Source organism: Bythopirellula superficialaquae (assembly GCF_059632245.1).
Genome location: NZ_CP197426.1, coordinates 4928537 through 4952759 on the forward strand (window position 1 = coordinate 4928537; position 24223 = coordinate 4952759).

18 protein-coding genes are annotated in these 24223 nt (G+C 50.4%); 9 read left to right on the forward strand and 9 right to left on the reverse strand.

The genetic code is table 11. The features are described from left to right. Positions 1-52 precede the first annotated feature (52 nt). The 5 genes from SH678x_RS20330 to SH678x_RS20350 form a co-directional block, all read right to left on the reverse strand. Complete coding sequence (locus tag SH678x_RS20330; RefSeq protein WP_496920291.1) at positions 53-400, reverse strand: RHS repeat-associated core domain-containing protein; 348 nt, start codon at positions 398-400, stop codon at positions 53-55. Positions 401-545: 145 nt separating this feature from the next. Further along, on the reverse strand, positions 546-1160 hold the full coding sequence (locus tag SH678x_RS20335; RefSeq protein ID WP_496920292.1) for a hypothetical protein: 615 nt from the start codon (positions 1158-1160) through the stop codon (positions 546-548). 5 nt (positions 1161-1165) lie between these two features. Beyond that, a complete protein-coding gene (locus SH678x_RS20340; RefSeq protein WP_496923088.1) occupies positions 1166-3004 on the reverse strand; it encodes an RHS repeat-associated core domain-containing protein in 1839 nt (612 codons plus the stop codon). A 238-nt stretch (positions 3005-3242) separates the two neighbouring features. After that, on the reverse strand, positions 3243-4031 hold the full coding sequence (locus tag SH678x_RS20345) for a Cdc6/Cdc18 family protein (RefSeq protein ID WP_496920293.1): 789 nt from the start codon (positions 4029-4031) through the stop codon (positions 3243-3245). Next, entirely contained in the window at positions 4018-4809 is a 792-nt protein-coding gene (locus SH678x_RS20350) for an AICE-type RepA C-terminal domain-containing protein (protein ID WP_496920294.1), read from the reverse strand. The genes SH678x_RS20345 and SH678x_RS20350 overlap by 14 nt, the downstream gene beginning before the upstream one ends. A gap of 725 nt (positions 4810-5534) precedes the next feature. Between SH678x_RS20350 and SH678x_RS20355 the strand changes: the two genes are divergently transcribed. Beyond that, positions 5535-7562: a S9 family peptidase gene (locus tag SH678x_RS20355; RefSeq protein WP_496920295.1), complete on the forward strand. Its 2028-nt coding sequence runs from the start codon at positions 5535-5537 to the stop codon at positions 7560-7562. A 77-nt stretch (positions 7563-7639) separates the two neighbouring features. On the opposite strand, the gene SH678x_RS20360 is transcribed toward SH678x_RS20355, so the two are convergent. Further along, the gene (locus SH678x_RS20360; RefSeq protein WP_496920296.1) at positions 7640-8797 is read right to left on the reverse strand and encodes an aminotransferase class V-fold PLP-dependent enzyme; all 1158 of its coding nucleotides are present in this window, start codon (positions 8795-8797) and stop codon (positions 7640-7642) included. 294 nt (positions 8798-9091) lie between these two features. On the opposite strand from SH678x_RS20360, the gene SH678x_RS20365 reads away from it, so the two are divergent. Together SH678x_RS20365 and ilvN are read left to right on the forward strand one after the other, a co-directional pair. Beyond that, the gene (locus tag SH678x_RS20365; protein ID WP_496920297.1) at positions 9092-9580 is read left to right on the forward strand and encodes a cysteine dioxygenase; all 489 of its coding nucleotides are present in this window, start codon (positions 9092-9094) and stop codon (positions 9578-9580) included. Between the two features lie 59 nt (positions 9581-9639). Then, positions 9640-9999, forward strand: coding sequence for an acetolactate synthase small subunit (ilvN, locus tag SH678x_RS20370; protein WP_496920298.1), 360 nt, complete (start codon positions 9640-9642; stop codon positions 9997-9999). On the opposite strand, the gene SH678x_RS20375 is transcribed toward ilvN, so the two are convergent. From SH678x_RS20375 to SH678x_RS20385, 3 genes are all read right to left on the reverse strand, one after another. Continuing rightward, positions 9927-10940, reverse strand: coding sequence for a DUF2891 domain-containing protein (locus SH678x_RS20375; RefSeq protein WP_496920299.1), 1014 nt, complete (start codon positions 10938-10940; stop codon positions 9927-9929). The genes ilvN and SH678x_RS20375 overlap by 73 nt on opposite strands. Before the next feature lie 201 nt (positions 10941-11141). Further along, complete coding sequence (locus SH678x_RS20380) at positions 11142-13076, reverse strand: tetratricopeptide repeat protein (protein ID WP_496920300.1); 1935 nt, start codon at positions 13074-13076, stop codon at positions 11142-11144. Positions 13077-13165: 89 nt separating this feature from the next. Further along, a complete protein-coding gene (locus tag SH678x_RS20385; RefSeq protein ID WP_496920301.1) occupies positions 13166-14764 on the reverse strand; it encodes a sigma-54 interaction domain-containing protein in 1599 nt (532 codons plus the stop codon). 585 nt (positions 14765-15349) lie between these two features. On the opposite strand from SH678x_RS20385, the gene SH678x_RS20390 reads away from it, so the two are divergent. From SH678x_RS20390 to SH678x_RS20415, 6 genes are all read left to right on the forward strand, one after another. After that, positions 15350-16321: a DUF1559 family PulG-like putative transporter gene (locus SH678x_RS20390; RefSeq protein WP_496920302.1), complete on the forward strand. Its 972-nt coding sequence runs from the start codon at positions 15350-15352 to the stop codon at positions 16319-16321. 58 nt (positions 16322-16379) lie between these two features. Next, positions 16380-19199, forward strand: a complete 2820-nt coding sequence (locus SH678x_RS20395; protein ID WP_496920303.1) for a beta strand repeat-containing protein — start codon at positions 16380-16382, stop codon at positions 19197-19199. A gap of 111 nt (positions 19200-19310) precedes the next feature. Beyond that, positions 19311-20144, forward strand: a complete 834-nt coding sequence (locus SH678x_RS20400; RefSeq protein WP_496920304.1) for a PEP-CTERM sorting domain-containing protein — start codon at positions 19311-19313, stop codon at positions 20142-20144. A 177-nt stretch (positions 20145-20321) separates the two neighbouring features. Then, positions 20322-21671, forward strand: a complete 1350-nt coding sequence (locus SH678x_RS20405) for a TlpA family protein disulfide reductase (protein ID WP_496920305.1) — start codon at positions 20322-20324, stop codon at positions 21669-21671. 112 nt (positions 21672-21783) lie between these two features. Then, positions 21784-22209: an RrF2 family transcriptional regulator gene (locus SH678x_RS20410; RefSeq protein ID WP_496920306.1), complete on the forward strand. Its 426-nt coding sequence runs from the start codon at positions 21784-21786 to the stop codon at positions 22207-22209. 43 nt (positions 22210-22252) lie between these two features. Continuing rightward, positions 22253-24208: a protein-disulfide reductase DsbD family protein gene (locus SH678x_RS20415; RefSeq protein ID WP_496920307.1), complete on the forward strand. Its 1956-nt coding sequence runs from the start codon at positions 22253-22255 to the stop codon at positions 24206-24208. The last annotated feature ends 15 nt before the right edge of the window (positions 24209-24223 follow it).

Genomic DNA, 24223 nt, shown 5'->3' on the forward strand with positions numbered 1-24223 from the left:
AATATATCCTCCGGCGAAGCTAGCGACCGTGACTACAATGAAATTCTGCCGCTCAATTTGTCAGCGAAGAGAAACTTGAGGTATCGAATAACTGAGTCGTCGTTCCCGTGCCTAACTGCGAAGTACTTCCAAAAAGCTGCTTTCTGGAGAGAGTGGGGCCATAATTTCCCAGGCCAGAGTACAAACCATTGAGCGGATTCCCCGCCTGGGAGAGACCCGTGGGATCGGAGAAGTTGACCGGATCATTCCCCGCATAGCGGTAAGGGTTCGGACCATCGGCGAAGCCCGTGGGGTCTTCGCTTAAGAAACGACCCGTCGCAGGGTCGTACCAACGGGCGCCATTCTGCGAGAGTCCCGTCGCACGATCTTGGAGACGGCCAGCAAAACCATATTCGCTCAAGAGGGTCTACGGCGTTGAAGCTCAAAAAGATTTCCATCAACTAACTAGAAATGTCAGAAACCTGTGCGGGCAGCAGTTTCTAGTCGGAGATGAGTAAACTTTCTTGAATATTAAGAATCATCGTCCGAACTCAATATGTGAACTCTTAAGGTAGCTGAATTGCTTCTAGCTTTGAATCGCTTTCTGCAACATGGGTTCGTATCCATCCGTCTACATATACTACTTCTTCTCCCTCGATGGAGCATGCGATCAAGGACTCTTGGTTCGCACATAACAATTCCCGCTTTCCACGTACTATGGGAATTGAGTCCTTAGGAAATGCGAGGAAACAAATTTCATTCTCTATAACGAAGATTCGGCAATAGGAGCATCGATGAAAATTGATGGAATGTGACAATTGAGTTAGACGATCCTCAATTTTCTCAATATGCTCTTTGAAATATTTGATAGAAAATGCTTCCCCTCCTAACAATTCAGTCATTAACGGTTGTGAGGTTCTTTCATCGACGACAAGAAAAACATGTACGCCTAATGTATTTGGAAGAATAACAGCACCATATGCCTTAGTCGTCGCCGCGTTTAAATATTCCTCAGAGACAAATTTTAAAAAGTAGTCATTGTTAAAACGTACTTTTGATTTCATCCGAGGCGGCGCATAGTATTCATGCACAATAACATTGTTAGTTTGTAGATGAATACCCACATACTTCCATAAGATTTTACTAATATAACGCTGTTCAGAGATAAATAACTCTCGCATGCCGCTTACCTGTTCCGATTATTCAAAAATTGCTCTCGGTACTCTAGTCTGAACTGTCGCATTTGCTCAAACCTAAAAGAATGTTGTTGATCTAAGGGTAGATTTCTGGATTCTTTTTCCACCTGCTGATAACGCTCAAAGATTGCCCGATCTTGAGCTGCAACATCGTCGGGGGTCGCGCGTGTCCATCTTTTGACCCAACCGTCACCATTTTTTAGTGGAATCCCCGTTTCCATTAGTTTATTGGCAGGATTATTACTTACAGACCCTGGTCGACGGGTTGAAGTCCTTTCAATGACATCATCGGCGAAGTTGCCAGTTCCTATTTGGCTGCTGAAATTGACGGCCGGTTTAGGAGCAGCAAACGGAGCCGCCACGCTAGGTAGTATATCATAAGCGAAAGCCAATCCTTCGGCCTCGGGTTGTAACCCGCTGGAATTTGCAATACTGCGAATGGCTTGTGCACCATACGTTTCCGTGGGCCTTCCATAAACAAGTTCTTGAAATCCTGCATTAAGCGTATCGGTGGCATGCGCAGCGATGCCCAAGGCGATTGGAGTACCCAAGCCCGTGGTGCTCAAACCTGCTGCTAGATAGTACTCCGCGCCTGCCTGAGCGATTCTTCCAGCGCCCTGGATGCGGGGACTGGACAGCATATCTACTACGGGATCGTTGATGCGACTGTTGGCTCTGCGGACTTCGTTTGGATCGGCGACAATCAAAGGGATTGAGTGGGTTGCAACAGGAGTTTTCCATTGTGCCAACTGATCGTAACTTGGCAACGGATCATACAGCGTATAATCCTTCACGCTGGGCGTTCTGCTCGGCCCATTAAAGCTATTGATCAAGTCGCGCGTGCTGACCGCTGGTTTGAAGGGATTGACCGGGTTGCGGAGCGCTGTGTTCTCATTTTGAATCCGTCCACCACTGTAGCCGCCTCCCTGCAAACTATTCAGCGGATTCCCCGCCTGGGAGAGTCCTGTCGGATCGGAGAAGTTCACCGGATCATTACCCGCGTAGCGGTAAGGGTTAGGACCGTCGGCGAAGCCGGTGGGGTCTTCGCTTAAGAATCGACCTGTCGCAGGGTCGTACCAACGGGCGTTGTTAAAGTACAGATCGGCCGACAGGTCCCAGTTCTTCCCCGCAAAGCCGTAGTGACTTTGCAGATCGGTCTGGTTGAAGGTGTTCTGCTTCAGAACCAGCGAGTTCCCCAACTCGTTATAGACCGCTTCTAACGCGCCAAACGAATCATATTCACGATGCTCGACAACAGACTCGTTGTTATCGACGAGATTATGAACGGTCCCCAGATGGTCGCTGGCCGCCCAAAGGGTGTCCGTGGTCGCAGTCGTGTAATTGTAAACCTCATCACTCAGGAGTTGATCGACGCCCGGAGCCCAGGTCAGCCGGTGATGCAGGCTCAAGTCGTAGATGAATGAGAGTACTCGCTGGCCACCCGCATTGACGAAGTATTCGTCGGGATCGTAGGAAGGAATGGTCCCATAGTGGGAATAGAGTTCATGACGCGAAATCAATTCGTCATCGGTGTTGTAGCGGAATGTGACGTTGTTGATGCCGTTACTGAAGCTCGTATCAACCCGCTTCACGAAGATCAGTCGATTGGCGTGATCGTAGTCGTACTCCGTGTAAGCGGTGCTCGTCTTCGAGTCCTTGCGAATCAGATTCCCTTCGTGGTCGTACTCGTAGATCCAATCCGCGTCCTGCAGCAAACGGTTAAAGTCCCCAATGACCAACCCCGTCCCGGTGCGATTGCCGTTGCCGTCGTACTGGAACGCCTCATCCTGGGCGTTGACGCTCGAATTGTATTTCTGTCGGTTTCGGATTCATTAACTGCAAGCGTGCGCCGCGAATATCCCGGTGGAAATCTCCGATCAATTCAACTGTGACCCGTTCATCAAGCCCAACAAATTCAAGCCAGCCGGTGATAATGCCGGGACATGTATTGTCGAACTCTCCAGCAATCAACTCCGAATTCGGTCTCCAAGCCATAATAACACCCCATTTTTAAATACTAGACATAAGTAATTACAAAAACATTTTTGTCGAAATTCGACAACTTGGTTAAAACGTGAAGGATTCGACAAACTCAAGCGTCAATTTCCTTGAGCTTACTGGGAGAGCACTCAATACAATGAGAGGCTTTAACGCCTTTCTGCAAATGCAGTTCGAAAGTTCTGCCAATCGCAGAACAGCTTCGGCTTCGAACTGAATGCTGTTTCGATAGCACAATCGAACGACCCATCCAGAGGTTCCTTCTAGCGATGGCAATGAGGTTTTAAGTTTTGCGGGGAAGCGATCAAGAAACGCAGGGTCCAAATCTGTTAGTGTGGCTCCACTCGCTATCCACATGTAGTTCAAATCTGTAAGAGGCCCTAGCAAAACCTCATCAAGACCACGATGAACAAGTCGAGAAATTTCTTCCAAATGGACAATTCGGATACCATCGAAGTCTTGCATGTAGCGTACTTTTTCTATCAGCTCGTTGCTGTCTTTGATTGTCATGCAGTCGATGGGCATGTAGTTGAAAGCACTTGTCAAACTATGCCTGGTTAAACCTTGCTCTCCATATCGCGCAGCATCGTCCCTACATGCCGAGCATTTGCCGCCGCACATAGGATTTACGGTATTTATGTCAAGCTCCTCGCAAAGTAGACATCTGACGAAAAATCGTATGGTGGAACTTTTACCTGTGCCGAATTCGCCATAGACAAGCGTATTAGTACCCTCAGACAATTCTTGAGTTCTTAGTGCAATCGCTTGTTGCTTGAAATGCAGCTTTATTTTGCAGTTGCCAATTATGTCATTGTCCCAGTCTTCGGGTGCATACCGTGACAAATTAGTTGTGATCATGATTCTCTCCTGTCGGACTGTTAATCATTTTCTTGATGGTTTCTATGATGATCTCTCTTTGAGTCTGTTCATCATTAACGTCAGTTGCTTCAGTACTTCCAAAAGCTGCAGAGCTGCGTGAGCTTTGGGCCTCATGGGCTGATGTATGTTGTTGTTCTGTATCAAGATCGTCAGTTTTTTCACTCTTCGGAATCCAATGGAGCTTGGTGTGACTGCCATCTACTTTATGGAGATGTTCGTATCGAATACTTAGTTGTGCCAAGACGTGCTGATACGTGTTCAATCGTTGAGTCAGCATTCGTGTGATTGAGGGCCAATACATCGAATTGATCGATATCTTGTTTTCTTCAGCAAAGGCTTCTAGTTCCGTTAGCAAAACCGAAGTGAGACCTTCCCAGCTACTTTCCTTGGATTCCATAAACTTGACCACAACTTGAAGTAGTGGCTGATTAATGATGTGAGTGACAAGCTGCCCTTCATCAGTGAAATTCATCTCGTGTTGTTGATAGCCCCTTCCTTCCAAGACTTTAAAAAATGCTGTTAATTGTGCTGGCAAAATCACCGTTCCATACTTTGCGAAGTACTTCTCGGATAGCCAAGCTAAAACGCGCTGCTTGCCTGTCTTGAATGACCAAACCTGTTGCACCGGATCGTCAGGAATTCTTGCGTAGAGTTCACCCATGGGATCGCGAAAGGTAATGAGTCCATATGTCTGACAGATTGAATCTAGTTGCTCGCTATCTGAATATGTGCGGGGACTGTCTGGCACGCCTTCCATCAACTTCTCCTTGCTTTTAAGTGTTGCAAAGATTCGTTTGCAAGCTCACAGCTCGCTTGCGAAATCGACCAAGGGCGTAGGTGCGATCTGCGGGGAAGTTGTGCTATTGAAACACCAAACGACTTAAGGGGGTCCACCAGTTCGCCTAGCGCTATGCTGATATCACGTGCTGACTTTGGCAGAAATTTCGATAACGACGCCGTTCCCTTGAGTTTGGCCAAACCGACAAGCACGTCCTGGAGGTCTCTGGCTGAGCCAATCCATGGCTGATCCGCAGGATGTACGCTCGCGAGTTCCTTAACAAGCATCGCAAGAGCCTGGTCCTCAACGATTTCGCAGTTGAGGATTTGGCGATTATTGCGATAGGCAGTATCAAAACTTGCTGAGTCGCCTAAGATTCCCAACTAGAACGGTGTTGCTCAGGCGAACATTTCTTTCGAAGAGAATCCATGTAAGCTGATCATCTATCAAGGATTGATGAGCAGAAAAAATTTGTAGTAGTTCGTTAAGAAACATTTCGCTTTGCTTGAAGTGTAGACCACGACAGGAAACAATGCTTGCTCCAGCATTCAGTTAGCTTTGCGGAGAGCCAGATGTTTCTTTGTTATTGGATCTGTAATTGCCGTGTCGTCAGCAAACACATATTTACAGTCGCTGTAGCGATTGTCATTTCGAGTTTCGCAAGTATTCCAGGCAATGTCTTTGCTGAAAGTTCGATAAGAGCCTTGTCTGAGGTAGCCCTAATTCCGCGTGCGGTGTTGTTTGGCAATCCACAGCGTGCGAATCCGCGCGTAAGCCCCGATGGCACGTGGCTGGCCTATCTTGCCCCCGTGGATGGGATTATGAATGTTTGGCTCGCACCGATTGATGATCTTGAAAGTGCGAAACCTGTCACGAACGACAAACATCGCGATATTCGCGGCTTTGGTTGGTCCTACTCAAGCAAGTACATCCTGCATTCACAGGATAGGGCGGGAGATGAGAATTGGCATGTCTATGCTACGAACGTAAACACTGGCGAAAGCAAAGATTTAACGCCGCTCGAAAAAGTCCATGCTCGCATCGCTGGATCGAGTGAAAAGTTTCCGGATGAAATTCTCATCGGCCTAAACGACCGCATTCCACAGTTACACGATCTGTGGCAAGTGAATCTCGAAACGGGTGAGCGGAAGTTGCTGCAAGAGAATCAGGGCATGGCCTCGTATATGGTAGACGACGATTTCCATGTTCGCTTTGCCTCGAACTTCACACCGGATGGTGGAACAGTTGTATTCAAGCCCAAGGTAGCAGGAAAAACCGGTAAAGGCGCTGAGTGGGAGCTTTTCATGCAAACCGGTCCAGAAGACGCGATGAATACGGGTCCCGCCGGATTCGATAAAACTGGCAAAATTCTCTATATGAAGGATAGCCGAAACCGTGACACGGGCGGTTTGTTCGCTATCGATCTCGAAACTGGCAAACAAACTTTGATTGTTGAAGATTCCCGCGCGGATGTTGGCGGTATTGTCACTCACCCGACGGAGAAGACCCTGCAAGCGGCCATCTTTAACTACACGCGTAATGAATGGAAAGTGCTCGACAAATCGATTCAACCCGACTTAGATTATCTGGCCTCGGTCGATAAAGGAGAGATGGTCATAACGGGCCGCACCTTGGACGACAAGTTGTGGACGGTAGCGTATATGCTCGATGACGGACCGCTCAAGTTCTATCTCTATGATCGAGATAAATCGAAAGCGACTTATTTATTCAGCAGTCGTGATGGACTCGAAGGCTACGAGTTTGTGAAAATGCACTCGCCTGTTATTACGAGTCGCGACGGTTTGAATCTTGTCTCGTACCTCTCCCTCCCCGCGGGTAGCGATCCCGATGGTGATGGAGTTCCAGATAAGCCCTTACCATTGGTTCTCAATGTGCACGGGGGACCGTGGACTCGCGACGGTTGGGGATTTAATGCAACACACCAATGGTTGGCCAATCGTGGCTATGCGGTGTTAAGTGTAAACTATCGCGGATCAACGGGCTTTGGAAAGAACTTTACGAACGCCGCTAATGGGGAATGGTCGGGCAAAATGCACGACGATCTGATCGATGCGGTCAACTGGGCCGTTGAACAGAAAATCGCAAATCCCGATAAAGTTGCGATTATGGGAGGTAGTTATGGCGGGTATGCGACATTAGTTGGATTGACCAAAACGCCTGACGTCTTTGCCTGCGGAGTTGACCTTGTCGGGCCATCAAGTTTGGTGACGCTCCTCCAAAATATACCTGAGTACTGGACTCGCTCCCTGCCGGTTCTAAAGCGACGCATGGGAGATTTTACAACCGAAGAAGGACGTGCTGACCTTCTCCAGCGTTCCCCTTTGACGCAGGTAGAAAAAATATCGAAGCCACTGTTGATCGGCCAAGGTGCCAATGACCCGCGTGTGAAACAACTTGAAGCGGACCAGATCGTTGCCGCGATGCAAGCTAAGGGAATACCTGTAACTTACGCGCTGTTTCCCGATGAAGGTCATGGATTTTCGCGGGAGCCCAATCGCATGGCCTTCAACGCGATTGCCGAGGCCTTCCTGGCGGAGCATCTTGGTGGACGCTACGAGCCGCTTGGTAAGGTTCTTGAGGGTTCGAGTATTCAGATCCCCGTGGGTGCGGAGGACTTGCCAGGCATTGCGCAAGCTTGGAAGTCTCGTATGAAGGCTGTGCCTGCCAAAGTATCGACTCCCACGACGCAAGAGCTTCGTAAAGCGGGTTGATAGATTGCCGGCGAGACCTTCCCGTGGAGGATATTCCTGTTGGACGCTCCCCGTGGCAAATTGACTAAGCCGGCTGACTAAGCCGGCACAGTCCGGGGAACGTCGGCGAGGATTCCCAACAACGAATCCACTTCTTCAGTCGTATTGAATAAGCCAAAACTAAATCGGAGAGTTCCTTCGCCGGGAAGCGTGCCAATCGTTTCGTGAGCTAAAGGTGCGCAATGGTATCCGGGCCTTGTCGCTATGCCATGCTCGACGCTTAGCCATTCCGCGACGTCCTGGGGGCTTGTGCCTTCGATTGTTACGGAGACGACAGAGGTGCGTTTGGAAGGATCCTGTGTCCCGTAGATGCGAATACCAGGCATGTCGCTGAGGCCTGCGAGGAATCGCTCGGTGATCGCTTGTTCGTGCCGACGGACATCATCTATACCATATTGCCGTAGCCAGCGTATGCCGGCTGTCACTCCAACGATTCCCATCAAGTTATGTGTACCCACCTCGAAATTCGACGGATACCTCCCCGACATAGCGTGTTTGCCCGAGTCTTTCCCTGTTCCTCCCTCCGCAAGCGTATTTAAGTTGATGCCTTCGCGCACATAAAGGCCTCCTACGCCTGGTGGCCCGAAGAGTCCTTTATGACCAGCAAACGCCAACATGTCGGCATTCAGCGATTCCACGTCGACGGGTAGAACTCCTGCTGCTTGGGCAACGTCGACCAAGAACATGATCCCGTGTTGCCGACAAATTTGCCCCAACTCGACAACTGGTAAAATATCCCCTGTGACATTGCTTGCCATCGTTGCCGCGACAAGTTTAATCCGATTCTGTTTAATGACATTCTCTACGTAATCGAGATCGATGGGATTGCCTTCATCATAAGGTGAGATGAAGTATTCGATCCCGTGCTCACGGGCAGCCTTGCGTACTGGTCGTGAGATTGCATGATGCTCCAGGCCGCTAAGTATGACACCGTCTCCTGCGGACCATTTCTGTCCAAGAATCGCGAGATTGAGAGCATATGTGCATGAGGGTACTAAAACGAGCCTATTGAAATCCCTGATTCCAAAGAACTCGGAGATCTCACGTCGACAATTCTGCATAGCCGAGGAATCGCGTTCCCCTTCAGCCGAATACGTGCGATCTGGGCTGCTCATATTGCGAAAGCAATCGTCCACGGTTTGATAAACGAGTTCTGGTTTAGGCCAAGTGGTCGCTGCGTTATTGCAATAGATCATTATTTACCTCGTAATTCACTTCCCTCAACGGATCATGAACCCATAGAGTGATTTATGAAAATCACTTTTGCTTACATCGCAACTGCATCGTCATCGGCAATCGAATGAGTGTCAACAAGCCCGTGAAACAATTTAGAGACATATGAACCTGATCAGGTTGGTATGCTTTGAAGGGACTAAATTGATCTGTAGACAGAAAGCTTCCAGACTAGTGGAATTAATTTCGATACAATGGTGGTAGAAATGAATGAGTGTTGGGTAGAGAGTCTAGCATGATTAAGCAGGTGCATTTCGATGCTTAAGGGTCTTGTCAAGTTGATTCGCAAAATGGACGGTCTGAATGGACCCGCAGAACTCTCTCAGATGGAGGCTCTGCTTCGTGAAGCGGCTGTGACTCGGGAAGAACTAATCCAAGCTTGCAAGTTTAGTAACGCTAATTACGCACGGACGATCTTCTCGAAATCGCCATGGTATCAATTGCTCGTCATCTGCTGGCGCGCGGGACAAAGCTCACCCATTCACGATCATCCGGGTTCGCATTGTGCGGTACGAATCGTCGACGGAATTGCCACTGAGTCGATCTACGAGAAAACGGGCCTAGGACAAGTGCGGATTGTTCAGGAGGTCGAGCACCACAAAGACGACATCTGCAGCACAAGCGATACTGGCATTCACGTGATCAGCAATCGGCAAGACGCGGCCGACTTGGTGACCCTTCATCTCTATTCACCCCCGCTCAAAATGACAATCTACCATTCACAAGAGCTATCGGAGCGAACCTGATTGCACCTGAACGACTCTGTGCAAGTGTTTCCTTCCAAATCCGTAAAGGCAGTCAGTCCATGAACCGCCATTTATTCTCAGCATTAGTACAGAACGTTCCCGGAGTGTTGTCTCATGTGGCTGGGATGTTCTCAGCCCGGGGCTACAATATCGACCGACTTAAGGTCGAGGAATGCCAAGACAATCGACTCGCCTACATGGAGTTTTCTGTCGTCGGCGACGAGAAATTAGCAGAACAAGTGCGCCGCCAACTGGAGAAGATCGTTACGGTCGTAAGCGTTGATCATCTCGGCTCAGAGCCAATCGATAAACCAGCTTCCCCTATGATTCCATGCATTGAAGAGAATCAAGGAGAAACCCTTCCGACTTCATCGAGCAAATATACCGCGAATGTTGCGAGCCAATGTTCGCCTTCGTAGTGGCCGCTGAATACATAGCTCAGTCCTGCAGTCTGATGTTCAGCCAATGATGACTCCAGTATCGGTCGGCGAGAATCGTTTGCGGGTAAATTCTGGAGAATGCCTTGTAAGCACCAAGCCCGCGACAAGTTCAATCCCGCCAGATGGACGATCTTAGGATCAGTGACATCAGAAACAATAACAGGTTTGAGAAGTGCATGGGAACTGCTTTCCGTATCTGTGATATCGGGCAGGAATTGATCGAGCCAGACGGCAAACTCGTCGGGAGCCAATATTCGGCGGACTAACTCAACTTCGTTCAGTGCTGGTGAAAAGAAGTCCTCTCCTGAGGGTTCAAATGTCGCGCGATAGTCACGATCCCTCAGGTACTTAGTGCGAACGTAATTGATTATCTGGTTCTCAAGTTCGGCATCGTGCGTAATGCGTGCATAGTCCAGGATTTGCGTGAGCGCAAACGAGGTGTCAGGATGAACACCTGTACGAATCGGGTAGGTAAGCAATGGCAAATACTCTTTTGTCAGCACAACAAGCCTCTGTTCCAAAGGTTGTAAGAATTGAGCCCACTGTTGGGCTTGCGGGTCATCCCAAGTCTTCAACTCCGCTGCTAAACGTAGTGTCCAAGCCCAACCGTACATTCGCTCAAAGCTACGATTTTCATGAACATTAAAGTAAGAAGCCTCGACCTTAAGTTTTTCAGCAGTGAATTGACGCGTTAGTAGTTCTCGAATCTGTTGCGCCGTTGATGCTTCGGGATAAGATTTTAATAGGCGCACTAGCATCCAATGGCCGTGAACAGATGAATGCCAGTCAAAGCATCCGTAGAACACTGGGTGTCGTTCCCGCGGCGAGAGAATCGACTCATTTCCCAGTACCACATCCAAAGGTTTGTTGGGAAACTCCTTTTCGATACCGAGAATCGCAAGTTCTGCAAAGGCGTTCACCTGGTCCTCGGATAGCGACTTTTGCGATGCGTAGCATACTAGCATTTGTAGAGACCAAGAAGCGAGTAATAGAAAATAAGTTAGAGTACGCATAGTACAGCGTGTTGTAGGATACGATGCAGCGCTCTATCTGCGTTTGAAATTAAAGAACAATTATCCGACAAAAAACAGCTATGTTTGAAACTTGTACTTCCCTCGCGATTACTTCTCAACAGTTGCGTTAACGGGGTTGTTTGTTGTCGGCATTCTTGTAGAGGTCTCGTCATGCTCGGCAAGGTAAGCTTGAGCACGGCGACGTTTTTTCGGCGGTAGTGCTGGCGCATCCATTCTTAGCGAGAGTCGAAAGCAAGGGACTGCATTTGCTGGATCGCCTTGCTTGTCGTAGACAAGCCCAAGATTGTAGTATGCCCAACCATTTCCTGGACGCAGTTTGATTGATTGTTCGAGGTCTTGGAAGGCGCGCTCAAATTGGTTCAATCCGGCAAAAGCCAGACCGCGTCCGCTGAGTGCATAGGCCCCTTCGCTAGCTGTTGGCTTATCCGCTGGCCAAAGCTTGATTGCCTTGTCAAGATCGTCAATTGCCAAGTGATATTCGCCAAGTTCTGCATAGACTTGCCCGCGACCGTTGTACGCACGGTAAGAATGCGGCTCCAGAGCAAGCATCTGAGAAAAGTCTTCTACGGCTTCAACAAGTTGCCCGGAATACCAATAGACTATGGCGCGGATGCTATAGCATGACACTGGTGAGGCATTCAGCTCGATAGCTTTTCCGCAAAGGTCGACTGCTAAACCGTAGCTTTCTTGATCGACACGTAAAAGCGCTTCAGATAAGAGACGGCTTATCAGATAGTGATCTCGTTCAAGTGGATCAAGCAAGATGGCTTGCTCCAGATCATGGTCGGCTAATTCATCCTGACCGAGATGGAGTCTTGCCAGCGAACGCCCGAAATACGCGGAAGCCAGTTGCGGTGACAACTCAATGGCCGTCGAGAAATCGGCGGCGGCAGGTACGTATTGTTTTTCTTGCATGTACGCATATCCGCGAGCAAGCCAGACACTCGTTGCCATAGGTCCGAGGACGAGGGCCTGAGTAAAATCAGCAATGCCAACTTGGCCATTGCCTTTTCCCATCCAGCACTGTGCTCTGAGCGTTTGAATGCGAGCATCATTTGGTTCCAATTGCAAGGCGCTGCTGAAATCGTCAATCGCTCGATCGAATTGTTTTAATTCAGCAAATGTCAGCCCACGGTTGATCAGTGATTCCGACATCGTGGGAGCCAGCCGCAAGGCGTCACTGTAATCGGCAATCGCGGCGGCTCGATTCTGTAAGGCACGATGACAGTGTCCGCGACTTTCGTACGGATCAGGCCAATCAGGTGCAAGGCGTATCGCAACACTCAGCGCTTCGTTCGCATCTTCCAATTGTCCTTGGTTGAGGAGAGCAACCCCGAGCCCAAAATGCGCAATAGCATTTTGCTCGTCGACTTTAACCACAGTTCTAAAGTCATCAGTTGAGCCTGCAAGCTCACCCAATTTCAGGCGTGCTTGGGCTCTGGTTAATGTAACAGACGGCCATGATTTCAAACGGAGCACACAGTTTGCGTCGTCGATGGCCCCGGGATAGTCACCGAATTTGAGCAGCATTTTAGCGCGGGTGGCAAAGTTGAGCAAGTCTCCATCGTCGAGCGATATGGCTCGATTGATATTTGCACGAGCATCATCCCACAAGTCCATGCCAAAGTATGCCTTCGCACGCAACCGCCAAAGTGTCGATTCAGAAAGTCCTCCCTCGATTGCTCGAGAAATATCTTGAACCGCTCCCCGGAAATCGCCCGCTCGTAGTCGTATCGAGCCTCGTCTCGCATGACCATTTAAGCATTGGGGATGGTCCACCAAATGCGTGGTTAACAGTGCATGCCAGTGCATCATGTTTCCATCATTGCAGTCCCGATCGAATGCGGTTGAAAGTGCACACAAGCTATAGGATGCCTGTTGTGGCTTGTTCAATTTCTCGGTTGGCGCGGCGTTCTGATGCAGCTTTACGCCAAAGTTGCCACATGAACAAAGAACTGAATCGTCGAGATGGTCATCTCGTATCGCTAGTCTCTGGCCGCAGCAACAGTGAGCAGCATTCATATTAAAAGAGTTCCTTGTCGTCATTGTTGCTTATTAAGTCTAGTAATTAATGCTGGATACGATTCCAATCAAAGACAATCAACGGCCTGTTATCGACCTGGCGGCTGACGGAAATGATGCCATTCAATCTTCAATTTCTTCATTCGCGATCGCAATGTGTGAGGATTAAGTCCGAGCAATTTGGCGGCTCCTTCTGGTCCCTCAAGAACTCCTTTTGATCTACGCAACGCTGCCTTGATATGCCGAGCCATTGCGGAGTCCAAAGGCTCAAAATCAGCACCGGTGTTCGTCGAATTGGCTAGCGAAACATCTCGACTCGTGTCAGGGATGCCGCGCACGGATGATGCAAGAGCGTTGGCAATATCCAAAAACTTACCTTCTCCTAGAATGGCTGCCCGTTCGATAACCGCTGCTAACTCTCGAACATTCCCCGGCCAAATATGCTCGGCCAAAAGTTGTTCATCGCCGGCAGTCAGATGACAGTATGCGAGACCCAGCCTGGCAGCAGCACGCGATGCAAAGTGGTTCGCCATAACTGGTATGTCGCAGGCCCGCTCACGAAGCGGTGGGATCCGCACGGGAAACACGGCCAGTCGATACCACAAATCCTCGCGAAATCTGCCTTCCTTCATCATCGTGTGGAGGTCGCTATTTGTGGCGGCGATGATGCGCACGTTGCAATGGATCTGATTCTCACCACCAACCCTCTCAAAAGTGCCATCTTGAAGGACTCGGAGCAATCGCACTTGGGCGTCGAGTGGAAGTTCGCCGCACTCGTCCAAAAACAATGTACCGCCCTCAGCACGCTCGAACCAACCCTTCCTCGTCGTAATGGCACCGGTAAAGCTACCTCGCTCATGTCCGAAGAACTCGGAATCGATAAGATCGCGAGGGATCGCTCCACAATTCACGCGAAGAAACGGGCCACTTGCTCTCGGAGAATGCCTGTGAATTGTGCGTGCAACGACTTCTTTGCCAGAACCAGTCTCACCTAAGAGCAATACTGGGGCAGTTGTAGGAGCTACGAGAAGTGCTCGTTCCATCGTCGATCTCAGTCCCCCATCGAAACCGACGACACCGTCATCAATCAAGTCGGCACCAAGCCGCGCCATTAAGGTCTTGCGATCAATTCCTGCTGAATCACCAACAGGCTCATGAATTTGCTGTCGGCGACGGTCATTCACTAAAGCAACTGCAATCGGAGGCAACGCTCTTTCCAGCAACTCGGCATGCGCTCCAGAAAAGACATTCTTCTGGTGAGTCATGGCTTTAAGAACCCCAAAGGTTCCATCGCTCATGCGAATAGGGCCGACTAATGCGTCACCTTCCGTCTGATCTGCCGCAAGACTGCGAACATCTTCGTCGGGATGATGTACGTGATCCGCTGATTGCTTCCAAGCCGTAAAACTCTTGAGTTCAGCGTGATCATGCATGGCGCTCGATGACAATTCCGTTGCGCCTGGCTTCGCATTGTTCGAAAGCCAGACGGTATCAAGAGTTGCCCGTTCGGCGTCAAACTGTCGTACGAGCAGGACATCAAAAGGAACTTGCTGCTTCAAGATTCCGGCAATCTGCGAGAGCGTTTGATCAATGCCATCAAAATCGCTGACTGCACGCCACAAGTCCGCCTGGAGAACATCTCCGTTCTTTGGGCCAGAGTCGCCATCAAACATCTCAAGCGAATTCAAGAACAGCTCCACATGTTGAAAAACGAATTAAGTAGGGACGGCTTTCCAGAGTGCTCTGGCTTAGCCATCGCAATTTTGCCCTTAACTCGATAAAACCCTTCAGAACTAAATTCCTCGGCGATACGTTCCTGAGAACATGGCCTGGAAATATCACAGTGCTAGCTTCAAAATCTGTGCTAGCTCACTCCAAATTTCATGCCGTAAAACACTTACGATCAGGAAATCTCCTCTATATTGCTACTTAATACCAGGGAATCGCCTCGGAATCAACATTTATTCCGTGAAATATCAATGGCCATTGATATGTCACGGCGATATTTCCTCGCCATTGGAAAGCTTATCAACCTGATTCGGTTAGCGGTAAGAATCGAATTAGATAGCCTTTTACGTGACCTTTGCCGGTTGTAACAGCAATTCTAAAGGAATTTTGCTCTTTGGCATGCTGCTTGCTTGCCAGCATGTGCCGGACACAACCTGATAGGTCGACAGGCAATTTGACTGTGCGTTGACCAGCCAGATTGGACCAGGCTTCACGCCGTCATTTGAAGTCCCCGGGGCACTTTCGCACACTGGATGAAGTTTCTCATGAAGAGTCGCAGAGATGGTTTCACGCTCGTTGAGTTACTGGTCGTCATCGCAATTATTGGTGTTCTGGTCGGGTTACTGCTGCCAGCCATTCAAGCGGCTCGTGAGGCGGCGCGACGGTCGCAATGCCAGAACGGAATTCGACAGGTCTTACTAGCGACCCATAATTATGCTGGTGCCATGAAAGAGCGTCTTCCTGATGCACTGGACAACATGTCCTCTGGCGGCAAGCCCCCGATCTTTGCGTTGCAAATGGCTATTGGCCCCTACATTGAAGAAACAACGATCCGCCAACTTTTTTCCGCTGGAAGTGGCGGTCCCAGTTCCGTCGGCACGAACCTCGTGATTCCGATTTTCATTTGCCCTAGCGACTCTACGCGTGAGAGTTCGACCGGAACGAACTTGACCAACTACGTTTCCAATGGAAATCTCTTTGCAAATAATCCTGAATTGTCGCGAGTCTCTGACGGCACGTCTCGAACGTTAGCCTTTGGGGAAGTCTTTGCCGAATGCTTGGCTAATGGTCTGACCGTCCGAACATCCTTTACGGCACGTGCCACAACCAAGGACCTTCCCAGCACCTCAGGGGGTATGAGTACTAATCGCATTGCAAGCCGCCATGCGGCAACATTTGCACACCCAGGTTCACTCGCCATGCAAAAAGGAAGTGAACCCATGATTGAGATTGGTCGGACAAACAAACCAGCGGGCAATGTTCCTGACAAGCCCTGGGGAACAGATTACAACGCGGCAGAAGTGAATGCGCTCGTTGGAGCAATTGATCCACCGATACAGACTGGCATGAGCTCGGCGCAAGACGCCGACGGTACATTGCTCCAAGCAGTCCACGTGAACAGCATGAATTCAGGCATGGCCGACGGCAGTGGCCGTCCCATTAACAGTGATATCGACAGCGTTGTCTTTTGGTCGATTGTTACGCCTGCAGGCGGTGAAACCAGAGATATCGAATAGTCTAAGAACTGAGATCGACGCTTCACGCTCCCTTGGGCGCGGAAATTTAATACACAACATGACTTGCACCAAAATTCTCGCTGTCCTCTGCTGTTTTGTGGTCTTGAGTGCCACCGCGCGAGCCCAGTCATATACCTGGAACAATACGGGTTCTGTTTGGACTTCGGCAACTAGCTGGAACCCTGCGGGAGGACCTCCCGGCGTTTCTGCTTTGGCACAATTCACGCAGCCAAATTCTTCAGTTTACAATCTCCCGGCTCTCAATTCGGCAACGACTATTCAGCAGCTCAATCTTGGCGTGGCACCTGCAAGCGGTTGGACACTCACGGGAACAGGCAGCTTGACCTCTGGAGTCAACGGCAGCTTTAGCACTGCAGTTGGGCTGCCAGGCATTTTCACTCGGGCTGGTGGTGGCGATCAGATCTTCAATTTAGGAGATGGAACAAATCCATCGCTACTACTGGGTGGCAATTCTGGCACGACGGGCATCGGCATCGTTGGCGTTAGTTCTGGATCACGACTTTTACTAACGGGCAGCACCGTGGCCGTGAATACCAACTCGAACACGGACAGTGGTAATCCCCCCGTCGCCGCGTTCACGACAATGCGTGGTGGTACGCTCGTCTTAGATAATTCGGCAGGCAATCCTAATGCCCAACGATTCACTACAGCCGGTGGAATCGCGCTGATTGGTGGTGGCTCGACGCTTGAACTTCGCGGTGCGGCTACCGGGACAACCTTTTCAGGGATGACAGGAAACCTTGCGGCTGGAGCTGGAGATGTTTACTTCCGCACTGTGCCAAATGGTGCAGGATCTATGAGTACCAATTTCAGTTCGCTTTCGCGCTTTATTCCCGGAACGATGATGTTCCTTGAGAATATCGGTTCGGGATACATCGGCGATGTCGGAGCCCCTTCGCTTACCTTCACGACTGCTCCCAATATCCGCGAAGGCGTCTTATCCACCAGCACTACTACTACAACCCCTTGGGCAATGGTGACTAAGCGATCGAATGAATCGCCGGCCGCAATGATCACAGGAAGATGGGCTACCTATGATGGGGGCATTAAAGCAGCATCCACGACAGCATTTGCCGGTGATTTTAGTGGGGCGGTGTCTGGTAGCAATGTCTTGCTCAATCGTGCCACCTCGGGAACTGTCAATCTTGCGGCGAGCACGAATCCCCTGGCTTCTGTCGTGTTCGAGCCCGGAGCGACAGGTGTCACTTATGCATTAGGTGCCAGTTCGATTAACACCTACAGCACGGCCTTATCAGGTGGGAACGATCTCATGGTCACAGGCGGTAGTTTGTTGAACAATAGCTCTGCCGGGCTCACCAGGGCGCTCGTGGTCTTGAATCCGACAACAAGCCTGATCACTAGCAGCAGTATTGCCAATGCTCATACCACGGCTGGCAACGCCGCACTCAATATCGGTGGCCAAGGGTTTGTGGTTCTTAATGGCAACACAAACCAAATTGCGTTTGCCACTGCGCAGAATCTTAACTTGGGTGGTGGCGTGCTTCGAGTGACAAGTGCCAATTTCGTCCCCACAAATGCACGTATAGCTTTTCGCGGTGGTACCCTGGAGTATGACGTAAGTAATGGCAATACGTCGTTTAATCTCCCCTTAGGAACAGGCCCGAATGAAATCGCCTGGGGCAGCAGCAGTGCTCCGAGTGCGGGGGAACTTAACTCGACGAATGTCGGCAGCGGGGGCTTCTCGGCCTACACCACCAACCCCGCCAATTCACTCACGGTTGATCTGGGGGGAAGTGCAGCACAGGTCGACTGGGATGCACCAGCCTTTGTAGCCGGTTACTACGCCTTGAAATTCGGATCGCTGAAATCCAATGCGACGGTCAACTTCCAAAATCCAATAGGTCTCGGAACAGCGACGGACCAGCCACTCAAAACTCGTGAATTCAACGTGACCAAAGGGGTTGGCATTGCCTCTGATAAAACACGTCTTAACGGGGTGATTTCTGGAATCGCGGGTTACGATTTGGTTAAAACAGGTAGCGGAGTTCTCGAAACGACCGCAGCTAATTCCTATTCCGGCAACACTTATGTCAAAGCCGGTGAATTACGCATCGGTGGATTCAATACTGGCACCGGATATTATGTTGTCGATAGCTCAGCCACACTCTCAGGCACTGGCACGATTCCTGGATCAGCGACTGTTTTGAGCGGGGGCAGCTTGCGTGGTGATTCTGGCGCGGGCACGGGGACACTCACAGTCGGTGGTTTCACAGTTGGAAACGGCGGCTCGATCTTAGCTAACATAGGTACGACAACGGTTAGCAGCGATCTCTCGCTAGGTGCCGGCATCGCCAATTTTGTCACCGGGGCAACGCTCGACCTCACCGCTATCGCTGGCTTCAGCGATTCAGTTGCTGCCACTTGGGACATCGCCACATTAGCCAGTGGCAATAACCTTCAACTCAATGGGGTAGGTGTCGCTAACGGTTTTGAATTTGGCGAATACGTTCAGGGCACCGGTGCCTCGGGTGCGATTGGCATCGACGTTAGTCTTCTAGGAGCTTCACTAACTTCCGGCGATAAGTTTGAGCTTGTTCGTTCAGCCAACAAACTAGTGTTGAACTTTACCCCTGGTTCCGGTGGATTACCCGGAGACTTCGACAACGATGGCGATGTTGATGGCCGCGATTTTCTGGTTTGGCAACGCGGAGGTTCGCCGAATGGCACAACTCCTGGAGACTTGGCCCTCTGGCAGGCTAATTACGGTGCACCATTGCTGACGGCAAATGTTGTCTCAGTGCCCGAACCTAGTAGTCTAATTTCAATTGTTATGAGTTCTTTTGCTTTCTCACGTTTGTGTTTTCGTCGGCGTCAGGGGATTGTTGAACGCTGTTGATGAGAAATGGATAGCTACAAAATCGTTGGCTCGACGAGCCATTTTTATTCCCGAGAGAACTTTGTGGGCGCTAATGCACGACAGTTCAATTCAGCCTGAGGAGATGAGTACATGAGACTTGCATCACGATTACTGTTTACATTGCTTGCCAGTTTGCCGTTGGTTGCAAACGCGGAAATCCTTACGCAATGGGACTTCAACAACAATACACCGACTGGAACCTACCTGTTCCCATCCACGGGCACAGGCACGATCGCTTACTTCGGTTCGACTAATTCTGGTTCCGCCACACAGAATTTGGGTACAACAAGCGACCCCGTCGCAACAACCAATCGCATCATGAATTTGACATCACAACCAGCACCCGCCTCAGCTAACCTTGCCAAAGGCTGGGATTTTAAAGCCAGCACGGCCAATCGTTACGATATTGAGATCAGCTTCGACATGCTCGTGCAAAAAAGTGCGAGTCGCTACTGGCAGTTGCAATTCACAACCGATGGCTCAAGCTATGCAAACGTTTCGGGAGGATCCGCGATAAATCCTGCTTTGGGAACCGGTGTAACGACGGCAACGATTGACGACGCAGGACTCATTACCATTATTTCGACTCAAGCCGGCTCGACCGCCGCAGCCAACTTTAATAAGGGCATGGGTTACGCCTTCGCCAGCGGAAGTGTCGACAACAACGCCACTTTTGGCTTCCGCATTCTCCCTATTTGGGATCCAGCCGGAAGCGATTATGTCTCCTCAGGTGCCGGTCTCACATTTGTTGCCGGTGACGGGAACACCTACAACAACGTTAGTTCTGTCGGAGGACCCAGTCCTTTTGCGGCAGGTGTGCGGCTAGATTATGTCACGGTCATTGGGGTTCCCGAACCCGCTTCATTGGCTTTGGTCAGTTTGATGATCGGTTGCGGGCTACTCTCTCGCCATCGGATTGCCTAAAAATGGAGATCGTTGGCTACTTCCGTTGCTGGCCAATCGTTGGCCAGCAACGGCATTTTATAAACTCGCAACTTGTTAGCCTGGTAAAGTTTGAGCTGAGACAAGCAACACCAAATTCATAGCTTGGTGAATTATTCACCATTCCCTGAATAAATATTCTTCCCGAAGGAAAGTTTGATGAAGACCCTAATCTTTTCAGCATTGTTGCTCATGTCTTTGGCTCAAGTGACTGCCCAGGAAGCGGGTACGCCGGGAACCGTCGCCCCAGCTGCTACCGCATCGCCAGCTGGCACGGCAGTTCCAGCCAATCCCGCCGTTGCAACGGCCCCAGCGAGAGCTGTCGGTACTTCGACTCCCTCTAAGGTTGACGAGGCTGAAGAATCGCATAACGGCGTACCTCTCTCATCTAAAGAGGCTGCCAAGCGAGGCCCCTTGGTGCCTATGGCAAAAAGTTCCGGTGCGAGCACTGCAAATCGTTTGCCTATGGTCAATTCGATTATGGAACAATATCGGGCTTCTTGTGTGCGTTTCAATGATCTTCTGGTGTGTGCCACAAGCGACGAAGAAATTGCAGAGATCATGAAGAAGCAGCCGAAGCCGAAAGCGATCATTCCGATGTTCGGGCGTGTGATCACCGAAGACCCTAAAAGTGAAGCTTCATTTCAGGCACTTGCCTTTCTCGCCCGCTATAGCGAAGTGGACGAATACATGGAATCGCTGATCGATATTCCGAGCATAGTTCCGGGCAATCCTCCTATGACGGTTGAACCGATACCGATGCTATTGGAGCATCATTACAACAACCCTGGCATGAAGGATGTTCTTGCCAAGCTTCCCTTGGTGCCCGCGACTGAAGAATTCTACATAGAATTGTTTAATAAGACTCTTGATCCAATCGTCAAGGCAAGAACTGGCATGAAGCTTGCGAACTTGTACAAGGATCGTGGTGATGAGCCTGAAGTAGAACGAATTCTAGAGTCGATGATTGAAGACCGTTACATGGACGGGGTAATTTTCCACCCCATCCGAAAGTCAACGTATCGAGATTGGGCGAAAGGCCAACTTCAGGAAATCCGGATGCTCGGCATCGGAAAAGTCTTGCCCGAAGTCTCTGGCGAAACCTTGGAAGGTAGCACACAGAGTATTTCTGATTTCCGAGGCAAAGTGGTCGTGCTCGATGTGTGGACCACATGGTGCAGTCCTTGCGTGGCTATGATCCCCCATCAGAAAGAGATGGTCGAGAGGTTGGCTGATAAGCCGTTTGCCTTGGTCAGCGTGAGCTGCGACACAGAAAAAGAAGCCCTTACAACTTTCCTTGAAACAACCGAAATGCCTTGGAATCACTGGTGGGTCGACGATAAAGGCGACTTTCAAATTGCACTCAACATAACTGGATTTCCAACCGTGTATGTTCTCGATGCCGAGGGCACAATCCGTTTCAAAGGTCTGCGCGGCGAAAAACTCGAAGAGGCCGTCAACTCGCTTTTGGAAGAAATGCAGCCAAGCACTGCCGGGGATGGGGGCTGAGCGAATACTCTCGATATTTACCTTAAATTGTTCCCCTATGAATCTCGCGTCGACAACAACGTGTCCCGATGTCATTTATTAATCCTTGCCACATTTAAGACCCGGAAAAATCATGCCATTGCAGGCACGAACAGAGTACGGCTGCCTTGCAATGCTTGAGCTGGCCCGTAACTACGCTCAAGGTGAAACGATTCAAATCCGCCGAATCGCCGAACAACATGGAATTCCCCAGCCTTTCCTACTCCAAGTGATGCAACAGTTGAAAAGGAGTGGCATGGTGGTCAGTGCGCGTGGAGCTTCGGGTGGTTATCGCATGGCACGTGACCCGGTGGAGGTATCGTTGGCCGATGTCATCGACGTATTCGAAGGTGACCTCCAAGAGAAAAACGTCGATCCAATGACTTCACCCGGCCGTCAATTGCTCCAGTCAATTTACAAAGATGCTGAAGGTGTGAAACGAGGAGTGCTTGCCTCAACGAGCCTCGATGATCTGAGCGAATGTATTTCCTGCCAAGCCGAGCCAACCTGGCAAATCTAGCTACGAAGCCCCCTATATTATTTGTTGTTGGAGTATGTACGAAATGCCTACTCGGTTTCTTGCGCATCATCGCGCACGCAAACTCACGGCTGTTCTGTTAGCCAGCTTCATCTGGCTGAGTGCTCTCCCAGGCTATTCCCAGCTTGGCTTGGGAGGGGGATCGGCTCAGCAAGTGTCGCTTAAGGCGCGATTTACTGCACCGACTGAAGACAAGCCGGCCATACTGATGGTCACGGCCACAATCGCGCCGAAGTGGCATGTGTTCTCGGTGACCCAGCCTGAGGGCGGGCCTCAGCCAACTGTGATCACCCTTGAGAAATCAAGCGACTACAAATTGGCTGGCAAATTCGCAGGTTTTCCTGCCCCGGATGTCCATGTGGATGACACGGCATGGAAAGGCTTAAAAATCGAGGAACACTCGAAAAAGGTCACTTGGTACGCCCCTCTGGATATTTCAGAGGGTGTGGATTTATCAAAGCTGACCATTAAAGGCAAAGTGTCGCTCCAAGCCTGCAAAGAAATGTGCGTTCCACTGGAGCTAAAATTCTCTGCTAAGCTTGGCCGTGCTTTGCCGATTGGTCCGCTTGATGTTTCCACGGATGACCCCGCCGTTCCCGTTGAGACTGCAGACCCTGCCAACATTAAAGAACAGCCAGCGACACCTAAATCACCAACCTCGGCATCATTCTCTGCCCCGGCCAAGAACTACGATCTGTCCTCCATTCGCTTTGAGGAGTCTGCCAGCGAGTCGTCTTTGGGACGAAACTTGGCCTTGGCATTCGTTGGTGGCCTGATTCTGAATTTGATGCCCTGTGTGTTGCCTGTGATAGGGCTCAAGGTGATGAGTTTTGTCCAGCAGGCAGGGTACAGTCGCAAGCAAGCATTTACGCTCAATCTTTGGTATTCCTTGGGAATCGTATCCGTCTTTTGGATCCTTGCACTTTTGGCCATTACAATTGGGCTTTCTTGGGGAGAGCAATTCGGAAGCGTAGCGTTTAATGTCGTTATGCTTTCGATCGTGTTTGTGATGGCGCTGAGCCTGCTCGGCGTCTGGGAAATTCCCGTTCCGCAAACGGTTGGTCGTGGCGCAGCCCATCAAGCAGTTAATGCCGAGGGGCCCTCAGCTGCGTTCCTCAAAGGTGTCTTCACGACTTTGCTCGCCACTCCCTGCACGGGACCAGGCATGGCCATCGCCCTCGGCTGGGCCGTCCGCCAGGCAGCACCCACTACCTTCGCCATCTTTACTGTGTTGGGTCTGGGAATGGCGTCGCCCTATTTGCTCATTGGGGCATTTCCCCAACTCGTCAAGTTTTTACCTAAACCGGGTGAATGGATGATCACCTTCAAGCAGCTCATGGGTTTCGTGATGATCGGCACGGTGATTTTTTTGCTCTCGATTTTGCCGAATCACTATCTCTTGCCGACACTCTGCCTACTCACGGCACTCGCACTCGCTTGTTGGTTTTTCGCTCGCATCCCCACCACGGCGACAACTGTCGAGAAGTATCGTGGCTGGGCTTACACCGCGGCGATCATTGTTGCCGGTTGCTTGTTTTCATTTGCGTGGTTCGCGCCCTTGCTAACAAACGATTCTGCAGCCTGGCAACCGTTCTCGCTTTCTAAGCTGAATAAACTGGCCGTCGAGAGCCGCAAAACGGTGCTCGTCGATTTTGGGGCCGATTGGTGCGCGAATTGTAAGGTCTTGGAAAAGACGGTGCTGCATACGAAGCCGGTTGAAGATGCGATACGCTCCAACAATGTCGTCACCATGTTTGCGGACAACACGAAATATCCGCCCGAGATCGAACAGACTTTACGCGCCCTGAAAAGCAATGGTGTGCCCGTCATCGCCATTTTCCCGGGCGGAAATCCATATCAGCCGATTGTGTTTCGCGGAGTGTACACGAGGGATCAGTTGATCACCGCCATTCATGAAGCGACAAATCAAGCGACACAAGCAACCGCTGATATTTCGCAGCGATCGACCACTTCGCTCTGAATCCATGCCTCGGCA